Annotated in this window: 17 protein-coding genes and 3 tRNA genes; 13 read left to right on the plus strand and 7 right to left on the minus strand. The window is 26.9% G+C overall.

The window, feature by feature from the left end; genetic code table 11:
* Positions 1 to 15: 15 nt before the first annotated feature.
* The 11 genes from secG to CRV09_RS01910 all read left to right on the plus strand — a co-directional run bounded on the left by secG (position 16) and on the right by CRV09_RS01910 (position 12502).
* Complete coding sequence (gene secG, locus CRV09_RS01860) at positions 16 to 354, plus strand: preprotein translocase subunit SecG (RefSeq protein ID WP_136132443.1); 339 nt, start codon at positions 16 to 18, stop codon at positions 352 to 354.
* A gap of 52 nt (positions 355 to 406) precedes the next feature.
* Positions 407 to 491, plus strand: a tRNA-Leu gene (locus tag CRV09_RS01865).
* Between the two features lie 295 nt (positions 492 to 786).
* Positions 787 to 1251 carry a ribosome maturation factor RimP gene (rimP, locus tag CRV09_RS01870; RefSeq protein ID WP_136132444.1) on the plus strand — a complete coding sequence of 155 codons (465 nt, stop codon included), beginning with the start codon at positions 787 to 789 and terminating at the stop codon, positions 1249 to 1251.
* A gap of 12 nt (positions 1252 to 1263) precedes the next feature.
* Positions 1264 to 2751 carry a transcription termination factor NusA gene (gene nusA, locus CRV09_RS01875; RefSeq protein WP_136132445.1) on the plus strand — a complete coding sequence of 496 codons (1488 nt, stop codon included), beginning with the start codon at positions 1264 to 1266 and terminating at the stop codon, positions 2749 to 2751.
* Positions 2752 to 2768: 17 nt separating this feature from the next.
* Positions 2769 to 5414 carry a translation initiation factor IF-2 gene (gene infB / locus CRV09_RS01880; RefSeq protein WP_136132446.1) on the plus strand — a complete coding sequence of 882 codons (2646 nt, stop codon included), beginning with the start codon at positions 2769 to 2771 and terminating at the stop codon, positions 5412 to 5414.
* 67 nt (positions 5415 to 5481) lie between these two features.
* Positions 5482 to 5865: a 30S ribosome-binding factor RbfA gene (gene rbfA / locus CRV09_RS01885; protein ID WP_241973708.1), complete on the plus strand. Its 384-nt coding sequence runs from the start codon at positions 5482 to 5484 to the stop codon at positions 5863 to 5865.
* Positions 5865 to 6815 carry a tRNA pseudouridine(55) synthase TruB gene (truB, locus tag CRV09_RS01890; RefSeq protein ID WP_136132448.1) on the plus strand — a complete coding sequence of 317 codons (951 nt, stop codon included), beginning with the start codon at positions 5865 to 5867 and terminating at the stop codon, positions 6813 to 6815. The genes rbfA and truB overlap by 1 nt, the downstream gene beginning before the upstream one ends.
* Before the next feature lie 132 nt (positions 6816 to 6947).
* Positions 6948 to 7217 (plus strand): 30S ribosomal protein S15, encoded by a 270-nt coding sequence (gene rpsO, locus CRV09_RS01895; RefSeq protein ID WP_136132449.1) that lies wholly within the window; start codon positions 6948 to 6950, stop codon positions 7215 to 7217.
* 244 nt (positions 7218 to 7461) lie between these two features.
* Positions 7462 to 9561: a polyribonucleotide nucleotidyltransferase gene (gene pnp / locus CRV09_RS01900; protein WP_136132450.1), complete on the plus strand. Its 2100-nt coding sequence runs from the start codon at positions 7462 to 7464 to the stop codon at positions 9559 to 9561.
* A gap of 525 nt (positions 9562 to 10086) precedes the next feature.
* Positions 10087 to 11874, plus strand: coding sequence for a DEAD/DEAH box helicase (locus CRV09_RS01905; protein ID WP_136132451.1), 1788 nt, complete (start codon positions 10087 to 10089; stop codon positions 11872 to 11874).
* Between the two features lie 295 nt (positions 11875 to 12169).
* Positions 12170 to 12502: a PNPOx family protein gene (locus CRV09_RS01910; RefSeq protein ID WP_338419101.1), complete on the plus strand. Its 333-nt coding sequence runs from the start codon at positions 12170 to 12172 to the stop codon at positions 12500 to 12502.
* Between the two features lie 192 nt (positions 12503 to 12694).
* Here the strand turns inward: CRV09_RS01910 and CRV09_RS01915 are convergent, their stop codons facing one another.
* From CRV09_RS01915 to pepA, 6 genes are all read right to left on the minus strand, one after another.
* On the minus strand, positions 12695 to 13081 hold the full coding sequence (locus tag CRV09_RS01915; protein ID WP_136132452.1) for a Rid family detoxifying hydrolase: 387 nt from the start codon (positions 13079 to 13081) through the stop codon (positions 12695 to 12697).
* 105 nt (positions 13082 to 13186) lie between these two features.
* The gene (gene pyrB / locus CRV09_RS01920; RefSeq protein ID WP_136132453.1) at positions 13187 to 14119 is read right to left on the minus strand and encodes an aspartate carbamoyltransferase; all 933 of its coding nucleotides are present in this window, start codon (positions 14117 to 14119) and stop codon (positions 13187 to 13189) included.
* A gap of 48 nt (positions 14120 to 14167) precedes the next feature.
* Positions 14168 to 15175 (minus strand): ornithine carbamoyltransferase, encoded by a 1008-nt coding sequence (gene argF / locus CRV09_RS01925; RefSeq protein WP_136132454.1) that lies wholly within the window; start codon positions 15173 to 15175, stop codon positions 14168 to 14170.
* Between the two features lie 71 nt (positions 15176 to 15246).
* Complete coding sequence (locus CRV09_RS01930; RefSeq protein WP_136132455.1) at positions 15247 to 18096, minus strand: valine--tRNA ligase; 2850 nt, start codon at positions 18094 to 18096, stop codon at positions 15247 to 15249.
* Between the two features lie 14 nt (positions 18097 to 18110).
* Positions 18111 to 18563 carry a DNA polymerase III subunit chi gene (locus tag CRV09_RS01935; protein WP_136132456.1) on the minus strand — a complete coding sequence of 151 codons (453 nt, stop codon included), beginning with the start codon at positions 18561 to 18563 and terminating at the stop codon, positions 18111 to 18113.
* Positions 18564 to 18598: 35 nt separating this feature from the next.
* Positions 18599 to 20107, minus strand: coding sequence for a leucyl aminopeptidase (pepA, locus tag CRV09_RS01940; RefSeq protein ID WP_136132457.1), 1509 nt, complete (start codon positions 20105 to 20107; stop codon positions 18599 to 18601).
* Positions 20108 to 20998: 891 nt separating this feature from the next.
* On the opposite strand from pepA, the gene CRV09_RS01945 reads away from it, so the two are divergent.
* Positions 20999 to 21081, plus strand: a tRNA-Leu gene (locus CRV09_RS01945).
* A gap of 98 nt (positions 21082 to 21179) precedes the next feature.
* On the opposite strand, the gene CRV09_RS01950 is transcribed toward CRV09_RS01945, so the two are convergent.
* Positions 21180 to 21267 (minus strand) — tRNA-Leu (locus tag CRV09_RS01950).
* Positions 21268 to 21502: 235 nt separating this feature from the next.
* On the opposite strand from CRV09_RS01950, the gene CRV09_RS01955 reads away from it, so the two are divergent.
* Positions 21503 to 21928: a DNA polymerase III subunit psi gene (locus CRV09_RS01955; RefSeq protein WP_158675181.1), complete on the plus strand. Its 426-nt coding sequence runs from the start codon at positions 21503 to 21505 to the stop codon at positions 21926 to 21928.
* Positions 21929 to 22930 lie beyond the last annotated feature (1002 nt).

Consider the following 22930-nt stretch of genomic DNA (forward strand, 5'->3'; position numbering starts at 1 on the left):
TTTGATGGATTACTTATGTATCTATTTCTTTTGATAATTTTCTTTACCGTATCCATATTTTTTGTGGCTTTAGTTATGCTTCAACATAGTAAAGGTGCAGGTATAGAAACTTCATTTAGTTCAAGATCAGATATGCTCTTTAATTCAATCAGCTCTGATAGTTTTTTAAATCGCATTACTGCTATATTAGCTATATTGTTTTTTATCACTCTTCTAATGTTGATTAATTGGAATAGCAATACTTTTCTAAGTAGAAATTCTGAATGGGAAAAACTTTCTGTTCCTGTAAAATCTCAGAAAATAAAAACCAATGATTCTTCTTTAAAAAACAATAAAGTTAATATTACTTATTAGTCATTAATAAGTACATAATTGGATTATAAATTAGCCGCTAGCAAAAATAAATACCGAGGTGGTGGAATTGGTAGACACGCTACCTTGAGGTGGTAGTGCCTATTTTTGGTTTACGGGTTCAACTCCCGTCCTCGGTATCATTATTTAGAAGATATTAATATTGATGAAATTAATTTATTTATCTTGGTTTATTAACATATTTGCTGTTGATATTTTTATAATTAAAATAGCTAATATCATTTAAAATTTAATTTTTATATTTGTTTTGTTACTTTATTTTTTAGCATTTATTTTAAAGAATTTCTAGGAGGTTGTTTGTTATTTTGGATCATTTATTGTTTAATTGATAACAACAACCCCGGAATTCGGGGTTTTTTATTTAATAAAAGTGATCTAAAACATCCTTTTATTTATATACGGGGAATAATAGTTTTGTCTAAACTTAAAAAAAACTTGACAAAGTTAATATCAACAGAGATAGAAAATTTAGGATACCAATTAATAGGCATTGATTTTATCAAAAATCATATATCAACATTTCGTATTTATATTGATAGTAAAAATGGTATTAATATAGACGATTGTACAAATGTTAGCCACCAAATAAGTGCAATAATGGATGCGGAAAATCCAATTAACACTCCCTATAATCTTGAAATATCATCTCCTGGATTAGATCGTCCTTTATTTACCTTAGAACATTATATTTCCTTTTTAGGAAAAAAAGTGTGTTTATTATTATATGTAGCTGTTCAAAACCGTCGTAAGTGGAAGGGAATTATCAAATCTGTTAAAGGAGATATGATTACGGTAAAAGTTGAAGGAGATGATAAAGTATTTGCTTTAAATAATATAAAAAAAGCAAATCTAGTTCCTTGCTTCCAAAATTCGGATTGAGAATAACCAAACATGAACAAAGAAATATTAGCTGTTGTAGAAGCCGTTTCTAACGAAAAATCTTTACCGCGTGAAAAAATATTTGAAGCATTAGAGCGTGCATTAGCTACTGCAACTAAAAAAAAATATGAGCAAGAAATAGATGTCCGTGTAACCATTGATCGTAAAACCGGTGACTTTGATACTTTTCGTAGATGGGAAATAGTTACAGAAGTAATACAGCCAACACGTGAAATAACATTAGAAGCTGCTCAATTTGAAAATGAAGAGTTTAATTTAGGTGAATATGTTGAAGATCAAATAGAATCAGTTAAATTTGATCGTATTACTACTCAAACTGCTAAACAAGTAATTGTACAAAAAGTACGTGAAGCTGAGCGTGCAATGATAATTAATAAATTTCGTGAACAAAAAGGCGAAATGATTTCCGGTATAGTAAAAAAAATCAATCGCGATAGTATTTCTTTAGATTTAGGCAGTAATGCTGAAGCTGTGATTTTACGTGAAGATGTTTTACCACGAGAAAATTTTAGATTAGGAGATCGCATTAGAGGAGTATTATACTCTATACGTCCAGAAGCAAAAGGTGCTCAACTCTTTATTACTCGTTCTAAACCAGAAATGTTAATAGAATTATTTCGTATTGAAGTTCCTGAAATTAATGAAGAAATTATTGAAATTAAAGCTGCTACTCGTGATCCTGGATCTCGAGCTAAAATTGCAGTTAAAACAAATGATAAACGTATTGATCCAATAGGTGCATGTGTCGGTATGCGTGGTGCACGGGTTCAGGCTGTCTCTAATGAATTAAGTGGAGAAAGAATTGATGTTGTACTATGGGATGATAATCCAGCACAATTCGTTATTAATGCCATGGCGCCAGCAGATGTAACATCAATTGTAGTTGATGAGGATAATCATACTATGGATATTGCAGTTGAGACAAACAATCTTGCACAAGCAATAGGCCGAAATGGTCAAAATGTAAGGTTAGCCTCTCAGCTAAGCGGTTGGCAATTAAACGTAATGACTGTTGAAAATTTAAAAGAAAAACATCAAGCTGAAGCACATACAGCTATAAATATATTTACTAAAAAACTTGATATTAGTCAAGATATTGCATTAATATTAGTTGAAAAAGGTGTATATTCTTTAGAAGAATTAGCTTATTTACCAATTAATGAATTGGTAGAAACTGGTGGTTTAAATGAAAATATAATCAGGAATTTGCGTAAAAAAGCAAAACATATATTAACTACTTTAGAATTAGCTAAAGAGGAAAGTATTGTTGTTCACAAACCAAACAAAGATCTTTTAAGTCTGAAAGGTTTAAATCGTTCTTTAGTTTTTCAATTATCATTAAAAGGTATATCTACACTAGAATCTTTAGCAGAACAAAGTGTTGATGATTTGATTGATATTGAAGAACTAAACAAAACAAAAGCTGGTGCACTAATTATGGCTGCACGTAATATATGTTGGTTTGGTAATAAAGCGTAATAACGGGAAGGAATATAATGATAGATGTAACCGTACAATCGCTGGCCTCGGAAATTCAGATTTCAGTAGATCTGTTAATTGAACAATTTGCTAATGCAGGAATATCTAAATCTGAAGATGATGTAGTAACTCAGCATGAAAAAGAAGTTTTATTATCATATTTAAATCATGAACATGGTAAACAAAACTATTTTGATAAATTGATTTTACAACGTAAAATGCGTAGTACTTTAAATATTCCAAGTATTGGTGGAAAACATAAGTCAATAAATATCGAGGTCCGTAAAAAACATACTTATAATAAAGATATTTTAGAAAATGAAAAAATTAATCCAATAAAACATTCTGTTTTAAAAAATAAAAAGATTTTTGAGCATAATATTAAATTAAAAAAATCTATCTTAATTAAAGAAAAAACAGAAATTTTATCAAATAAAAATACATTATTTAATAATAAAACAAAAAACAACTCAATCAAAAAAGAAATGATATACAATCTGCAAAATAATAAAGAGCGTCTTGAATTTGATGCTGCTGTATTGAAGAGTAAAGCTGAAGAGACAGCACGTCTTAAACTTGAAAGAGAAGCACGTCTCGCAGTAGAAAACGCACGTATTCTAGCTGAAAAAAAAGCAGATGAATGGGAAAAGAAAGAAGAAAACGATTATAATATCATTAATTCTAATTATATTCATCAAGCTGAAGATGAAAATGACCGTCAAATAGAATCTAGCCATAAGTATAAACGTAATAACAAAATATTACGCTCAATAAAGAAAGGTAATAAACGTACAGAATCTAAAAATGATATTGAAGAATTACGTAGTTTTATTAGAATTAGCAAAGGTAATAAAAATCGTAATAAACAAAGTTTGTTACATCAAAGCTTTAACAAACCAGTTCAAATAGTAAATCGTGATGTAATTATAGGAGAGACTATTACTGTTTCTGAATTAGCTAATAAAATGGCTGTAAAAGGCTCATTAGTAATTAAAGCTATGATTAAAATGGGAGCAATGGCAACTATTAATCAAATTCTTGATCAAGAAACAGCTCAACTTGTTGCAGAAGAAATGGGACATAGAGTAATATTACGTCGTGAAAATGAATTGGAAGAATCATTAAAAAAAGATCTTGACATTAATGCAAAAAAAGCTAATCGCTCACCAATAGTTACTATAATGGGTCATGTAGATCACGGTAAAACATCGTTGTTAGATTATATTCGTTCTTCCAAAATTGCAACTTGTGAAGCAGGAGGTATTACTCAACATATAGGTGCTTATCATGTTGATACTCATAATGGTATGATAACCTTTCTTGATACTCCTGGACATGCAGCATTTACTGCAATGCGTGCACGTGGTGCACAAATAACCGATATTGTAATATTAGTTGTAGCTGTAGATGATGGGGTTATGCCTCAAACAATTGAAGCAATACAGCATGCAAAAGCAGCTAAAGTACCAGTCATAGTAGCTATAACCAAAATTGATAAACAAGGGGTTGATCAAGAACGTATTAAGAATGAATTAACCCAACATGGTATTATTCCAGAAGAATGGGGCGGAGAAAATATATTTGTTAATATTTCTTCGAAAACTGGAGTTGGGGTAGACGATTTGTTAAAAGCTATTTTATTACAAGCGGAAATGCTTGAGTTAAAAGCTGTAAATAAAGGTATGGCTAGAGGGATAGTAATAGAATCATCCTTAGATAAAGGCAGAGGACCAGTTGCCACTATATTAGTAAAAGAAGGACAACTTAATCAAGGCGATATTGTTCTATGTGGTTTTGAATATGGTCGTATTCGTGCAATGCGTGATGAAATAGGACATAAAATAATAAAAGCAAGTCCTTCAATTCCAGTTGAGATTTTAGGTTTATCTGGTGTACCATCTGCAGGTGATGAACTAACTGTTGTTAGAGATGAAAAAAAAGCACGTGAAGTTGCTCTCCATCGTCAAGGGAAGTTTAGAGAAATTAAATTAGCACGTCAACAAAAATCTAAATTAGAAAACGTATTTTCTAATTTAGAAACAAATAAAATATCTGAGCTAAATATCATTTTAAAAGCAGATACTCAAGGTTCTGTCGAAGCTATTTCTGATTCTTTAATGAAACTTTCTAATAAAGAAATAAGATTAAATATTATAAGTGGTGGTGTAGGAGGAATTACTGAAACGGACGCAACCCTAGCTTCTGCATCTAATGCCATTATAATAGGATTTAATGTAAGAGCTGATTCATCAGCTCGTTATATCATTGACAATGAAGGTTTAAATTTACACTATTATTCTGTAATATATAATCTCATTGATGAAGTAAAATTAGCAATGCAAGGAATGTTAACACCACAATGTAAACAGAAAATTATTGGATTAGCTTCAGTACGTAATGTATTTAAATCAATAAAATTTGGTTCTATTGCAGGTTGCATGGTAACAGAAGGAAACATAAAGCGTAACAATCCTATTAGGATTTTACGTGATAATATAGTTATTTATGAAGGTGAAATTGAATCTTTAAGACGTTTTAAAGATGATGTTAATGATGTTAGAAACGGCATGGAATGTGGAATAGGAATTAAAAATTATAATGATATACATGTTGGTGATTTAATTGAAGTATTTGAAAACATAGAAATAAAACGTATAGTATAATTAATACGGATTTATACAATTCGATAGGTAAATAGAAAACCTATCGAATCTCTAGGGTGTTATAATTATGACAAGAGAATTCAGTCGTTCGTTACGTATCTCACAAGAGATTCATAAAGAAATCACAATAATATTACAAAAAAAAATTAATGATCCACGTTTAAAAATGATGATTACTATATCTGGTGTTGAAGTTTCTCGTGATTTATCTTATGCAAAAATATTTGTTACTTTTTTAAATGAAAAACGAAATTTAGATACCATACACGATGAGTTAAGAATATTAAAAAAATATAGTGGTTATATACGTTTTTTATTAGGTAAGAACCTGAAATTACGCATTACTCCTTTATTAGATTTTTTTTATGATAGCTCTTTAAAAAAAGGTGAATATATTTGTAGTCTTATAAAAAAAATTAATACTGTTGTGTATGAAAATAAGGTAATTTAATGCAAGTTAACAATCATCTCAATATCAATGGTATTTTATTGCTAGATAAACCAAATGGTATTTCATCTAATTACGCATTACAAAAAATAAAACATATTTTTAATTCTAATAAAGTAGGATACACTGGTACTCTTGATCCACTAGCAACGGGTATGCTACCTATTTGCTTCGGAGAAGCAACTAAATTTTCACAATATTTAATAAATGCAAACAAACGTTATCTAGTTATTGCTCGTTTGGGTAAACGTACTGATACTGCAGATGCATATGGTAATGTATTAAAAGAAAACCTTATTAATTTTACCAAGCAAAATTTATATACTGTATTAGAAAGTTTTAAAGGTGTTATTTCACAAGTTCCACCTATGTTTTCAGCTATAAAATATAAAGGTTGTCCTTTGTATAAATATGCTCGTAAAGGTATAGTAATCAAACGTGATTCACGTTTGATTACTATCTATGAATTAAAAATCATTAAATACATTGATGATGAATTAGAATTGGAAATAAGCTGTTCTAAAGGAACTTATATCCGTACTCTTATTGAAGATATAGGAGAGAAATTAGGTTGTAGTGCTCATGTTGCTGCTCTACGCCGTTTACAAGTTGCACATTGTTCTATAAATAAAATGATTACTTTAGATCAAATAAATAATTTATATTCAGTTTTTATTAAAACCGGTTTTTCTCTAAAGGAACTTGTTAATCAATTGATCTTACCAATTGACAGTCAGTTGTCTCATTTACCAATGATCAATTTATTACCTGATTTAGCAAATAAATTTAAACAAGGACAATCAATAATATTTATTGATAAAACCATACAAGAAGGTTTTGTTCGGGTAATAGAAAGTAAATTATGTAAATTTATTGGGGTTGCAAAAATTATAAATAATTATATGTATCCACATCGTTTATTAAATAATTATCTAGATGATAAACAAATCTAATTTTTATGAATTATTTATATAATTTATTAGTTATTAACAACAAATATATTATTTTTAGAAAATATCTAATAAAATATCAAATATATAATCATTAGTTATATTAATATAATTTTGTATTACATGGAGTGCATTATGTCTCTTAACATAGAAACTAAAAAAGAGATTATTTCTAAATACGGACGAAATTCTAAAGATACGGGAACACCTGAAATACAGATAGCTTTGTTAACTACTCGTATTAATTATCTTCAGGAACATTTTTCTAAACATAAAAAAGATCATCATAGTCGTATTGGATTATTACGTATAGTATCTCGACGTCGTAAGCTATTGAACTATTTGAAGAGCAAAGATACTTTAAAGTATGCAAGTTTAATTGAAAATCTTAATATACGCCGGTAAATCTAGCTGATCTATTTTATAAGTAATAATATACATAAATATTAAATAAGTTTGTTATATACTTAAACAATAAGATTTAAGTATTAAATTAATTAGCAATAATATTAATTTGTTGCTTAATGTGATCTTTAGTTGCAAAGTTAAAATTTTAATAATTTATTAATTATTTTTGAACATGTAATTAAAGATCAGTAATAAACGGCAGGCCAAAACAGCGCTGCCCTCAAAGTTGAGGACTTTGATTTTGTTAAATCCGATTTTAAGAAAATTCCAATACGGCCAACATACTATTACATTAGAAACTGGTATGATAGCTAGACAAGCTACCTCAGCAGTAATGGTGAGCATGGATGATACCGCAGTATTTGTAACTGTTGTATGCCAAAAAAGAACTATAGCAGATGAACAGGATTTTTTTGCTCTTAATATAACTTATCAAGAACGTAGTTATGCAGCTGGTCGTATTCCAGGAGGATTCTTTCGTCGAGAAGGGCGTCCTAGTGAAAGTGAAATATTGATTGCACGTTTAATTGATCGTCCTATTAGACCTCTTTTTCCTGAAAATTTTCAAGATAAAGTACAAATTATAGCTACTGTACTTTCCGTTAACCCTCAAATTCATCCAGATATAGTTGCAATGATTGGCGCTTCAACCGCTCTATCTCTGTCAGGATTGCCATTTAATGGTCCTATTAGTGCTGCACGTATTGGATATATAAATAATCAATATGTATTAAATCCAACTGTAAATGAACTAAAACAATCTAATTTAGATTTAGTAGTTTCTAGTAATAGAAATGCTGTGCTAATGGTTGAATCTGAGGCTAAATTTTTAACTGAAGAACAAATGTTAGATGCTTTAATGTTTGGTCATGAACAACAACAAGTTGTAATAGAGAATATAAATGAATTAGTCAATGAAAATGGTAAATCATGTTGGGATTGGCAACCAGAAAAAACTAATGATATATTAAAATCTCGTATTGAAGAATTGTCTATATATAGATTAAGTGATGCTTATTACATTCCTGAAAAACAAAAACGTCATGAACAAATTAACTTAATAAAAAACGATATTATTTCTAAAATGCAGATTGAAGACATATCTTTATCAAATATTCAAATTAATGATATATTTCATTCTATAGAAAAAAAGATTGTGAGAAATCGTATAATAAATGGTGAGTTGCGTATTGACGGTCGCGAAAAAGATATGATTCGTAGTTTGGATATTAGAACTGGTGTATTACCGAGAACTCATGGTTCTGCTTTATTTACTAGAGGAGAAACTCAAGCATTAGTTACTACGACATTAGGTACTACAAGAGATGCTCAAAATTTAGATGAATTAATGGGAGAACGTGTAGATAATTTTTTATTTCACTATAATTTTCCTCCGTATTCTGTAGGTGAAATAGGTATTATTAGTTCACCTAAACGTCGGGAAATTGGTCATGGTAGATTAGCAAAACGTGCAATATTAGCTGTTATGCCAAGTGAAGAAGAATTTCCTTATACTGTTCGTATAGTAGCTGAAATTACTGAATCTAATGGTTCTTCTTCTATGGCTTCGGTATGTGGAGCTTCTTTAGCTCTTATGGATGCTGGAGTACCAATTAAATCTGCTGTTGCAGGTATCGCAATGGGTCTAATAAAAGAAGATAAAATTTTTATTGTATTATCTGATATTTTAGGAGATGAAGATCATCTTGGGGATATGGATTTTAAAGTAGCAGGAAGTAGAGAAGGCATAACTGCTTTACAAATGGATATTAAAATTGAAGGAATTACTCGTGAAATCATGCAAATTGCTTTGAATCAAGCAAAAGGTGCTAGATTACATATTCTGAACGTTATGGAACAAGCTATTAGCAAACCTAGAAATGAAATTTCTGAATTTGCTCCACGTATCTATACTATTTATGTAAGTCCAGCTAAAATAAAGGATATAATTGGCAAAGGTGGGTCAGTAATTCGTAATCTTACAGAAGAAACATCTACTAATATTGAACTTAAGGATGATGGTACTATAAAAATTGCAGCTACTGATAATATAAAAGCTGAATTAGCTATTAAAAGGATTAAAGAAATAACTTCAGATATAGAACTTAATAATATTTATAATGGTAAAGTAACTCGTATTTTAGATTTTGGTGCTTTTGTTACCCTTCAAGGGAATAAAGAAGGTCTAGTGCATATTTCTCAAATAATTGATAAACGCATCGATAGAGTAGCTGATTATTTAAAAATAGGTCAAGAAGTATTAGTAAAAGTTATAGAAATAGATCGACAAGGTCGTATCAGACTAAGTATAAAAGATGCTATAAAAAAATCAAACATTTAAATCTAATATTAAGTTAAAATATATTGTAGATAAATTAATTATATTCAATAGTATATATTATTAATATTTAATTAAAATAATTTATTTATATTTCATTACTAATATTGATTTTATAATCATTTTTAAATTTTTAATATTTTATATAATAAGTAGATATGAGAAATGTTTTGGAAATATTTATAATAATAAAAATCATTTTTAATAAAATACAATCAGGAGGGTAATTATAGAATTTACTAAGAATTAGTTTTATTTGCCTTAATTAAAATATTTAATTAAATAATTATAAGTTTGTAGTTATAAAATTTTATTTTTATATAATTTAATTAACCACAAAATATTACAAATTTTTATTAAAATAAAACAATTTATTGTATTTTTAAAAGTCGTCATCATACTATGATGATGCACTTTTCTTTTTGTTAATACTTTTCTGTTTCAATCAATCTATATTATATTTTTAATAAAAAAATTATTAATAAATTATATAAACTAGTCTCTAAATTTAAGAGGAAAATACATTGCATGACTGACATTAAAACTACTTTTAATGATTTTGGATTAAATTCTGAAATACTCAAATCGTTAAAAAACATGGGCTATATTAAGCCTTCTCCAATTCAAAAAAGTTGTATTCCTTATCTACTATCAGGTTATGACGTATTAGGAATGGCACAAACCGGAAGTGGTAAAACTGCAGCTTTTGCTTTGCCTTTATTAAACAATATTAAGTCTAATATAAAAGCACCACAAATTTTAGTATTGGCAATAACTAGAGAACTAGCTATTCAAGTTACTGAAGCTATAACTAAATTTTCTCAATATATAAAAGGATTAAATATAGTTGCTATCTATGGTGGCCAGCGTTATGAGATACAATTAAGAGCATTACGTCAAGGACCCCAAGTAATTGTAGGAACTCCTGGACGTCTTTTAGATCATTTAAAACGTGGAACATTAGATTTATCACGATTAACAGGATTAGTAGTAGATGAAGCAGATGAAATGTTGCGTATGGGTTTTATTGAAGATGTAGAGAGTATTATAGAAAGGATTCCTAAAAATCGTCAGACTGCCCTATTTTCTGCAACTATGCCAGATGCAATTCGTCGTATAACTAAACGTTTTATGAAAAATCCAAAAGAAGTACGTATTAAATCAAATATAGAAAATCAACCTGATATTAGACAAAGTTATTGGACAGCTTGTGGTCGTAAAATTGATGCATTAATTCGTTTTTTAGAAGCAGAAGATTTCGATGCTGCAATTATTTTTGTACGAACCAAAAATGCTACTGTAGAATTAGCTGATACTTTAGAAAAGAATGGCTATAATAGTGCAGCATTGAACAGTGATATTAATCAATCAATACGTGAACAAACTTTAGAACGTCTAAAAGATTGTAGAATTGATATTTTAATTGCAACCGATGTTGCTGCACGTGGTTTAGACGTAGAACGTGTTAGTTTAGTTATTAATTATGATATTCCATTAGATGTAGAATCTTATGTTCATCGTATTGGAAGAACTGGCCGTGCTGGTCGTTCTGGTCGTGCACTTTTATTTGTTGAAAACCGTGAACGTCGTTTACTACGTAACATTGAAAAAAGTATAAATACAAAAATAACAGAAGTTAAATTACCTAACGCTGAAGTTCTTGGTCAACGTCGTTTAGCTAAATTCACCGAAAAAGTCAGAAAACAACTTCAAAATAATGATCTTGATCAGTATCGCCGATTACTTTCTAAAATGCATCCAGAAAAAAGCTTAGATATGGAGACATTAGCTGCAGTGTTACTAAAGATAGCTCAAGGAGAACGTCCATTAGTGTTACCTAAAGATACACCATCATATACTACTAATAATACCTTAAATCGTAATAAATTATATAATAGATACACTCGAGATTTGCGTAATTCACGCAATAAAATTAAACTAGAAAAAAATAATCCTTACCAAGGAACTAATTTAAATATTAAGATAGGTGAAATGCAATTATATCGCATTGAAGTAGGACTTAATGACGGAGTAGAAGTTCGTCATATTGTAGGCGCTATTGCAAATGAAGGTTCTATCAATAGTAGATATATAGGAAATATTAGATTATTTAATACACATTCAACTATAGAGTTATCAAAAAATATTACATGTAATATCATGCAATGTTTTAATAAAACACGTATTTTAAACAAGCTAATAAACATGCAATTAATAGGAAATGTACAATTAAATAAAGGACATATTAACCGTCAATCTAGCAGGAATAATAGACATTTCAATGTAGAACGTCGTATTATTTTAAACAAATCATAACTTCAATGATCAAAATTAATAGAAAGGATGATTCCATATTTATTATATGATTGATATATTAAAATATTGGTATATATCAATATATTAGTTATTAAATAACCTTAATATACCATAAAAAAGGAACTATAATAGAAAGTTCCTTTTTACTAAATAACTAATAAATTATTTTGTTTTTTTAGATATTAAAATAATATTATATCAATAATATTGATGTTATGCTTAATTATTATTTATTAAATTAATCAATTTAATTTAATATACTATATATTACCTTAAATATTTTAAGGATGAAATTTTGTCTAGTTTTTATCGTATTCTAGATTTTTTAAAAAAACAGCATATACTTTCATTGTGTTGTAATACTGATTATCATCATGTATGGTGTGCTAATTGTTTTTATGTATTTAATAAATATAATATGTCATTTTGGATAATGACTAAATTAGATACAATACATGGATCAAACTTAAAAAAACACCCTTATGTTGCTGGTACGATTAATAACCAAACAAAAAATATACTTCTAGTTAAAGGAATACAATATAAAGGATATATTTCAATATTAGAGGGTAAAATTAAAAAAAAGCACTCAATAGCTATCAAAAAATCTTTCCAATGTCTTTTATGATATCTTCTCCGATCTGGTCTATTTCATTAAATGAAATAAAAATGACGGATAATACAGATAAATTTGGAAAAAAAATTAGTTGGTACAGGAATTTTTAGATAATAAAGATATCAATATAAATTATAGTTATAAAATCAAGTCATTGATATAATTAACCAATATTTTTTGTTAAAGTAGAAAGTTTTTATTTAATTAACAACGTATAGCAATTGCTTCAATTTCAATTTTTACATCCTTTGGAAGTCTATTAACTTCAATACAGGAACGTGCTGGAAATTTAGCTTTATTTTCTATAAAAAATAATTCGTAAGTTGAATTAACTATATCAATCTCATTAATATTTATTAAAAATACTGTGGTTTTAACAATATTACTTACTTTTAATCCTGCTTCTTCAAGAATTGATTTTATATTTTCTAATGACTGTTGTGTTTGTTTAGATATTTGATCATCAATCATACCTGTAATTGCATTTATTGGAATTTGACCAGAAGTAATTACTATATTACCTAAATCTACACCTTGAACATAAGGACCAATGGGAATAGGAGCATTTTTTGTGTTTATACTTGAGAACATTTTTATTCCTAATAATATTTTAATCTAATAACCTAGATGTTATTTTTTATGTTATCTTATATTTTTTTAAATATAGTTTTTGTTTATAATTTTCATTATTTAATCTTATATTACAAATTTATCATTTAAAAGCAAAGCTAATAAAGCTTGGCGAGTGTAAAGACCGTTTTTAACTTGATTAAAATATCCGGCATAATGTGTATTATCTACATTAACATCAATTTCATTAACACGTGGCAGAGGATGAAGAACTTTCATATTATTACGAGCATTCTTTAAATCATTAACTTGTAATACTAAATTTGATTTAATATTAACAGGTTCTAATGGATCAATGCGTTCTTTCTGTATGCGAGTTACGTAAAGAATATCTATACAAGAAATTATTTCTTTAAAATTATTGTAATATGACCACGGAATCTCTTCTTCATCCAGAAAATCGGTTATATATTTAGGCATAGATAATATAACAGGAGAAATAAAAAAGAAGCGATTACCATTAAACTTAGCTAACGCTTGAGTAAGTGAATGTACGGTACGACCATATTTTAAATCACCTATTATAGCTATATTTAAATCTGTTATACGTTTTTGTGTTTCATAAATTGTAAATAAATCAAGTAGCGTTTGGGTTGGATGCTGATTAGCTCCATCGCCTGCATTTATAATTGGGATACCATCAGAAAACTTCGTTGCTAAAAGTGTAGAACCTTCCTGTGGATGACGCATGATTATAGCATCAACATATTTACTAATTACTGAAATTGTATCAACAAGAGTTTCACCTTTACTTAATGAAGTAGTATTTATATCAGTAAAACCAACTACTGAAGCACCTAAACGATGAATAGCAGTTTCAAATGATAAACGAGTACGGGTTGATGATTCAAAAAAACAACTAGCTATTACATTATGTTTTAATAGCTCAGGTTGTGGTTTTTTCTTTAGCATTGCAGTAGCATTTAATACAAGCATTAATTCATCTGAACTAAAATCATTTATTGAAATAATATGTTTATGATATATTGTATTATACATATATTTCTTTTTTTCCTCATATTAAGTCTCTAATATAAAATTAATAAATTAAATTTTAACGAGAGTTGCAACCATAATTGCTTTAATAGCATGAACTCTATTTTCTGCTTGATCAAAAACAATACTATTTTTTGATTCAAATACTTCATTACTTACCTCAATACCATTATGAAAATTATATTTTCCTGATAGTTCTGAACCAAGAATTGTATTTTCGTCATGTAATGAAGGTAAACAGTGTAAAAATTTAACATGAGGATTATTAGTAAGTGATAGCATATTATTATTAACTTGATAATTACGTAATAAATCAATACGTTCCTTCCAATTTTCTTCCATTTCTCCCATAGATACCCATATATCTGTATAAATAAAATCTACATTCTTTACTCCATCAATAATATTATCAGTAAAAATTATTCCTCCTCCATTGTGCTTAGATATTTTTAAACAATATTTAATAAAATTATTTTTTGGCCATAAAACTTTAGGTGATAAAATACGCAATTTAATTCCTAATAAAGCAGATGCTTCTAATATGCTATTTCCTATATTGTTTCTGGCATCACCTACATAAACTAATTTTATTTCATTTAACTTTTTATCTGGAAGATGTTCCTGTATAGTTAGTAAATCAGCAATCAATTGAGTAGGATGAAATTCTGATGTTAAACCATTCCAAACTGGAATACCAGCATATTTAGCTATCTGCTCTATTGATTTTTGACTAAATCCACGATATTCAATTCCATCATATATACGACCTAGTACACGTGCTGTATCTTTTATTGATTCTTTATTACCGATTTGAGTATCAAATTGATTTAAATAAGTAACATTAGCACCTTGATCATAAGCAGCAACTTCAAAAGAACATCTAGTACGAGTAGAATTTTGTTCAAAAATCAAGACAATATTTTTTCCCTTTAAATATTGAATTTCATTTAAACTTTTTTTTGCCTGTTTTAATCTAGAAGAAAGCCTAATTAAATAATTAATTTCATCACGAGAAAAATCTAATAACCTTAAAAAATGACGTTTATATAAATGACACATATATCTCCCTACATTTATATTATACTTTACTAAATAAAAATTATTTTAATAAGATATTGGTATGGTTTTAATTATAAATTTTTAATTTCAATAAGATGATTCATTAATATTATTTTTTTTTGCTCCAATTCTTTCATTTTGTTCTGTTGCTGTAATACAACTTTTTGTGGAGCGTGTAAAATAAATTTATTATTAGTAAGTTTATGTTTTATTTTTTGTATTTCTACATCTAATTTTATTATTTCATTATTTAAACTACTTAATTTAATATCTTTATCTATATTGTCAATTATAGGTAATATTATTTCTGCTCCTTTGATAACTTTAGTTATTGAAATTAAATTTTGATTTTTTTTAGCTAAAATAGTTAATGCTTTTAAACCTGCTAAATTTATTAACATATTATAATTAGCTTTTACGATAGACAAAACTGATGTAGAACAATTAATTAAAAATAGTTCTATGAATTTATTTGATTGTATGTTAGTTTCCCTACGGATATTACGTATTGTACTAATAAATTGTTTTATCCATTCGAAATGTTCTTCTATTTCTTTATCTTCTTTTTCTTTTTTATAGACAGGAAAGGGTTGATACATTATGGTGCTTTCGTCAATGTTTTTTAATCTTTTTACTTTTTGCCAAATAGCTTCTGTAATAAATGGAATAATTGGATGTGCTAAACGAAGTAATGATTCTAAAACAAAAACTAAAGTATTCTTTACACTATGTACCTCAAGTTTATTTCCCTCTTTAAATACTATTTTAGCTATTTCTAAATACCAATCACAAAATTCATTCCATGTGAAATCATATAATATGTTAGCTGCAATATCGAAACGATATGAATCAAGTGCTTCACGATAATTTTTTACACCATTATTAAATTTTGACAAGATCCAACGATCTGCATTAGATAACTTAATATCTTGATAAATTTGATTATGGTTAAATTCTTTTGTATTAATGATTACAAAACGGCTAGCGTTCCATAGCTTATTACAAAAATTTCGATATCCTTCTAACCGTTTCATATCCCAATTAATATCACGACCAGTCGATGCTAAAGCAGTTAGAGTAAATCTCAAAGCATCCGCACCTGATGGTTTTATTCCGTTTGGAAACTGTTTTGCCGTAATCATAGAAACTTTGTTAGCTAATTGTGGTAATAACATATTACTAGTACGTTTTTTTAATAATTGTTCTAATGAAATTCCATCTACTATATCAATAGGGTCAATAATATTACCTTTAGATTTTGACATTTTCTGACCTTGTTCATCTCTAATTAAACCGGTCATATAAACAATTTTAAAAGGAACTTGTGGGTTATTATCTATGTCTTTAATGAAATGCATAGTTAACATAATCATACGAGCAATCCAAAAAAAGATAATATCAAAACCACTGACTATAATATTAGTTGGATGAAAAGTATTAAGTAAGTTATTGTTTTTTGGCCACCCTAGTGTAGCAAAAGTCCAAAGACTAGCTGAAAACCATGTATCTAATACGTCATCATCTTGCCATAATATAATATTAGGATCTAAATTATTTTTTTTTCGAACTTCCATTTCACTTGACCCAACATAAATACTACCATCATTTGAATACCAAGCAGGTATACGGTGTCCCCACCACAATTGGCGAGAAATACACCAATCTTTAATATTATACATCCAGGAAAAATACATATTTGCATACTGTTTTGGTATAAATTTTATATATCCTTTTTTTACTGCTTCTATTGCTACCATTGCTAATGGCTTCATACGAACATACCATTGGTTGGTTAACATTGGTTCAATAACAACACCACTTCTGTCACTATATGGAATAGTTAAATTATGAGATTTAACTTTTTCTAATAAATTAATTTCATTTAGAACTTTTATTATATCTTTTCTTGCAACAAAACGATCAACTTTTCTAAATCTTAAAGGAATTTCGCAACTATTAATTTTTTCTCCGTTTGTATTATAAATTTGATAATAGTCACAAATACAACCATTTGATGTAAATATATTAATCATAGGTAATTTATGACGAAGACCTACGTCATAATCAACAAAATCATGCGCTGGTGTAATTTTTACACAACCGGTACCTTTATGTATATCTACAAAGCTATCACCAACTATAGGAATTTCACGTTTTACAATTGGAACTATAACTGATTTTCCGATAAGATTTTTATAACGATAATCTTTAGGATTAACTGCAACTCCAGTATCACCAAATAATGTTTCTGGTCTTGTAGTTGCAATTATCAAATAATTTTTGCCTTCGTTAGTTTTAACCCTATTGGCAAGTGGATATCTAATATACCAAATTGTACCTTTAATATCTTTATTTTCTATTTCTAGATCAGAAATTGCAGTGCACAACTTAGGATCCCAATTTACTAAACGTTTACCACGATAGATTAATTTTTCATTATATAATCTAATGAACGCTTCTTTAACTGCTGTGGCAAAACCCTCATCCATAGTAAATCGTTCCCTTTCCCAATCAACTGAATTACCAAGACGACGCATTTGATTATTAATGGAATTTCCTAATTCTTTTTTCCAATGCCAAATTTTTTGAATAAATTCATCACGTTCATAATCTTGACGTATTTTACCCTCATCTTTTTTTATTTTATTTTCAACAATTATTTGAGTTGCTATACCAGCGTGATCTGTACCAGTTTGCCATAGTGTATTTTTTCCTTGCATTCTATGATAACGTATAATGATATCCATTATTGTTTGCTGGAAAGCATGACCCATGTGTAAACTGCCAGTAACATTGGGGGGTGGTAGCATTATGCAAAAGCTTTCTTCATTTAAATTTTCTTGGGGCTTAAAATAACCCTTCTTTTCCCAGTTTTCATATATAATTTGCTCGAAACTTTTTGGATCAAATTTTTTTTCCATTTTTATATATTATCTTAATTACTGAATTTTGTTATATTTAACTTAAAACCAATTTTACGATATTCTTTGTAACGAATACGAGCTAATTTTTTTAAATGCTCTTTATAAGGTACAAAGTCTACTATTTCATTAAAATTGCTAGCAATATTTATAATGCCAACGACTAAATTAATTAAAACATCATATGATGATGAATTTATTTTGGTTTTTAACCATGCTATTTCTATGGGAACTTTACAAGTTATATTTTCTCCTATAAGACTATGAGGTATAAAGGCATTTAAAGGTTTTTGCCATAACATTTCATCAATACGTATAGCTTGATATATATTTTCACAATATATTAAAATGTTTTTCCCCTTATACCAATATTTCTTAACTATATAACATACTAACACTTCAATATTGTTTAGATCGTTATCTGATACATATTGTGGTGTCATGGTGTAAAATGTTGCTATTTTCATGGAAATTATATAATTAAATTAATAAAATTTTAATACTAATCATACTCATTTAATCCTGAGCGATTTAACAAATATTGCGAAATCATTGCTACTGGACGACCAGTAGAACCTTTTGTTTTTCCTGATTTCCAAGCTGTACCTGCAATATCTAAATGCGCCCAATTATATTTACGTGTAAAACGCGATAAAAAACAAGCTGCAGTTATAACTCCTGCAGAACGATCACCAATATTTACAATATCGGCGAAATTGGATTCTAACTGATCATTATATTCATCGGTTATAGGTAAGCGCCATGCTCTATCTCCCGATTGTTCAGACGCATTAATGAGGTCGTGTGCCAATGGGTTATGATTTGACATTAAACCGCTCATATGATGGCCTAAAGCAATGACACAAGCTCCTGTTAAAGTTGCTATATCAATTACTGATTCTGGTTCAAATCGTTCAACATAAGTTAATACATCACATAATATTAATCTACCTTCGGCATCTGTATTTAATACTTCAACAGTTTGTCCTGACATTGTTTCTATTATATCTCCTGGACGAAGAGAATTTCCATCTGGCATATTTTCACAATTTGCCATAATACCAATTACATTAATTGGTAAATTCAATGTTGCTATTACATTCATGATGCCATATACTGCAGCTGCACCACACATATCATACTTCATTTCATCTAAACTACTAGAGCACTTTATGGAAATACCACCAGAATCGAACGTTACTCCTTTACCAATTAATACAATAGGTCTATCAGTAGATGATGTATTGGTTTTATAATGAATTATTGACATCAATGGCTTATTATAAGAACCTTTACTAACTGCTAAATAAGCATTCATTCTTAATTTTTTCATTTGATGTGCTTCAATTATATTGGTATTTATACTATCAAATTTTTCTGCAATATTACTTGATTGCAATGCAAGATATTCAGAATTACATATATTTGGCGGCATATTACCAAGATCTTTTGCAAATTTTATACCATCTGCAATTGCAATACCATGTTGAATAGCTTTTTCACCTATGGTTAATTCTTTTCTAGTAGAAACATTAAAAACTAATTTACGTAAAGGTCGTCTTAATTCTACTTTATTTGTTTTTAGCTGGTCAAAATTATATAGCTTTTCTAGAGAAGCTTCAACTGCTTGGCGTACCTTCCAATAAGTATTACGTCCTTTAACATGTAGTTCAGTTAAAAAACATACGGCTTCCATAGATCCTGTATTATTTAGTATATCTATAATTTCTTGAATTATATGTTTATATTGACGTTCATTAAGTTCTCGTTCCTTACCACAGCCGATAATTAAAATGCGTTCAGATAAAATATTTGGTACATGATGTAGAAGTAATGTTTGACCTACCTTACCCTCAAGTTCACCTCTACGTAATAAAGCACTTATGTATCCGTCGCTAATTTTATCTAATTGTTCTGCAATAACTGATAAACGTCTTGGTTCAAAAACACCAACTATAACACAAGCACTACGTTGTTTTTCTGGACTTCCACTTTTTACACTAAAATCCATGTGCTCTCCTAAATTTTAAAAAAATATTAAAAAATAAATAATCTACATATCATGGAAAATAATTATCTTATTATGCTTTATAATATATTAGAAAATACAAATATTAACTGATATTACATATAAATTAATTTTTATGTAAATAATATTTGTAATAAATTGTAAAGAAGGTAAATTAATAACGGCTAAAATTATCCATTTATTAAATATTAGTAAATAAATTTTTAGCTTTAAGCTTGTTATTTAATAATAGCTATTGTATGAAATATACAATAAAATTGAATTAATTTATTTTTTTATTCTATATATCATGAAATTGATTTTACATCAATTGAAAATCTATCTTATAAAGATCTTCAAATTAAATTATTATAAGTAATAAAAATATAATTAATATTAGCATTTTATTATTAGGAATAAAAGCTAATAAATATATAGTATACTTATTCACAGTGATATATTAAAAAAAAATAGGGTTATCAGTAAACGAAACTAACTAAATCAAAAATCAGCTTTATTTCAATTATAAATTATTATATTTCATATTTAACCAATAAAATATTTATTAATTTAATTAATTGATTTTAATTAATATTAATCAATATATTAATTATAATTACTGTTTGGTACTATTTTAAAAAATTTATAATATTATTAAAATAATTAATAAATGATATACTCTTTTAATTAATTTATAATTTTCTAATTAATTTTTATATATGAATTACTATTTTAAAATAATTGTATTTGAAATACATTTGTATTATCTATACTATTCAGTACGGTATGAAACATTATCCTTTCAAAAAGGATAGCTCGATATATTAAAATTATTTTATCAATTAAAAAAATTTGATATTATTTTATTAATTTATAAAATTATCATATTGTAGCGCCGAAGTGGCGAAATTGGTAGACGCAGTTGATTCAAAATCAACCGTATTACATACGTGTCGGTTCAAATCCGACCTTCGGCATTTTATTAATATAAACAATTGATTAGTAATTATCTTGAAAAGATAATACATTGTTTATAATTAATCAATTTGATCAGTAATATAAAATTAAAAAATCATGCGAAGAGAGGGATTTGAACCCTCATGTCTATAATTTAAGACACTAGCATCTGAAGCTAGCGCGTCTGCCATTTTCGCCATCCTCGCATATTATTTCTTTTTTTAAAATTGTTAACTTAAAATTAAAGTATTTGTCTTCGTTTATGTTAATTTATTTATTGTAAATAGTAAACCCAGAAATTAATATATCTTTATAATCTAACACTTGTTTGAAATAATTAAAATTTATTTTTTAGTTTTTTTAAAATAATTTTTAATAAAAAATATTGGCTCAATAATATTTATTAATATATGATTGATTTTTTGCTAAGTGGAATGTATTTTGATTAATATTAAAGATATTCGAACTAATTGTGAAATAAATTTTATTTTAAAAAACATAGGCATTATTCAGTATAAGTTAAATAGACCAAAATTATTAAAAGGATTATCTAATTTAAATATTTCACCACATATAAAGATAGTAATAGTAACTGATAAAATATCTAAATTAGATAAAATATTTATAGACGACGTATTATACTCATTAAATATAATACATTCTCAGGTAAAAGTAATTCAGCCGGAACAATTAACAACATCTACAGATAAATTAACTTGTCCTTATTGGTTAATAGGTGTAAAAACTAAAAAATTATCCAATAGTTTAACTTTATATACTAGTCATATTTCTAAATTAATGAATAATAGTAGAGAAAAACGTTTATTTTGGAAAAAATTATGTAATTATTATACTTATTTTAAGTAATTTTTAGTTTAAAAAGAAAATTGTTTTAAATATTATTATTTATTAACATATGTGATAAAAGCATTTATATATGAATATAGTTATGACTGAGTACATGAATCAAGTAAACTATTTAATAGTAATTTATTAAATTTAGTTATAAGATAATAATTTAATTATTAAACTTGAATTATTTATTATTTACCAACAAGTGAAATATTATACTTTTTTATTTTAGTTTGATTTTTTATATTATTATTAATAATCTTTTAAATTTAAATAGTTATCTAAATCATTTAGTGATATTAATCATTCTGAATAGAAAAATTATTGGTAAAATTATTAATTATCAAAAAACTATATTTTATAATTAAGAAATAATATAATCTTTTTTATCTAGTTTATAAAAAGATTATATTTAAGCATTGAACATCATTTAAAAAAAAAGACATTATTAATAATATCATAATGGATTATTTAACGGATATTTAAAACTTGAATTTAAAATAAGATGTGTTCTAAGATATTAAGCTCTTAAAGATAAATATACATCCATTACTTTGAAATTTATCTTTTTATTAAAAATTATTATTCAATTAATAGAAAAATATTAAATATATTGTCAATTTGATTTGTATGTTTAAAAAAAAACTATAAAAATTCATTGAATTAATAAATTATTAATTTGTTTTTTTATTTTTGTTAAAATTTAATTTAATTCTAATATATAGAAATATTGTATATCGAATTGATTTTAATAATTAACTTACATTAAATTAATATCCTATAATTAATTTTTGCAGATCTTATATGTTTTTTAAATTTATTAATCATTTTCTATAAATGTTGTTTTATTTTTCTTTAGAATACTAATAAAATTAGATATATTTTAATTAGACAAAACATAATTCTTTAAAATGTTATATTAAAATCTATACTATATTATTTATATATATACTATTAAGTAGTATTAATTTCTTATAAAAAAATATATTTTATATCTATAAAATACAAATAAAATAG

It is taken from the genome of Candidatus Pantoea edessiphila (genome assembly GCF_002933345.1).
Classification (GTDB): Bacteria; Pseudomonadota; Gammaproteobacteria; order Enterobacterales; family Enterobacteriaceae; genus Pantoea_C.

What these genes read in the sequence shown, in the direction of transcription:
- CRV09_RS01915 (WP_136132452.1), bottom strand. Translation starts at nt 13,081, where the DNA reads ATGTTCTCAAGTATAAACACAAAAAATGCTCCTATTCCCATTGGTCCT.
- infB (WP_136132446.1), top strand. Translation starts at nt 2,769, where the DNA reads ATGATAGATGTAACCGTACAATCGCTGGCCTCGGAAATTCAGATTTCA.
- secG (WP_136132443.1), top strand. Translation starts at nt 16, where the DNA reads ATGTATCTATTTCTTTTGATAATTTTCTTTACCGTATCCATATTTTTT.
- CRV09_RS01935 (WP_136132456.1), bottom strand. Translation starts at nt 18,563, where the DNA reads ATGAAAATAGCAACATTTTACACCATGACACCACAATATGTATCAGAT.
- pyrB (WP_136132453.1), bottom strand. Translation starts at nt 14,119, where the DNA reads ATGTATAATACAATATATCATAAACATATTATTTCAATAAATGATTTT.
- truB (WP_136132448.1), top strand. Translation starts at nt 5,865, where the DNA reads ATGCAAGTTAACAATCATCTCAATATCAATGGTATTTTATTGCTAGAT.
- rbfA (WP_241973708.1), top strand. Translation starts at nt 5,482, where the DNA reads ATGACAAGAGAATTCAGTCGTTCGTTACGTATCTCACAAGAGATTCAT.
- CRV09_RS01905 (WP_136132451.1), top strand. Translation starts at nt 10,087, where the DNA reads ATGACTGACATTAAAACTACTTTTAATGATTTTGGATTAAATTCTGAA.
- argF (WP_136132454.1), bottom strand. Translation starts at nt 15,175, where the DNA reads ATGTGTCATTTATATAAACGTCATTTTTTAAGGTTATTAGATTTTTCT.
- CRV09_RS01930 (WP_136132455.1), bottom strand. Translation starts at nt 18,096, where the DNA reads ATGGAAAAAAAATTTGATCCAAAAAGTTTCGAGCAAATTATATATGAA.
- nusA (WP_136132445.1), top strand. Translation starts at nt 1,264, where the DNA reads ATGAACAAAGAAATATTAGCTGTTGTAGAAGCCGTTTCTAACGAAAAA.
- rpsO (WP_136132449.1), top strand. Translation starts at nt 6,948, where the DNA reads ATGTCTCTTAACATAGAAACTAAAAAAGAGATTATTTCTAAATACGGA.
- pepA (WP_136132457.1), bottom strand. Translation starts at nt 20,107, where the DNA reads ATGGATTTTAGTGTAAAAAGTGGAAGTCCAGAAAAACAACGTAGTGCT.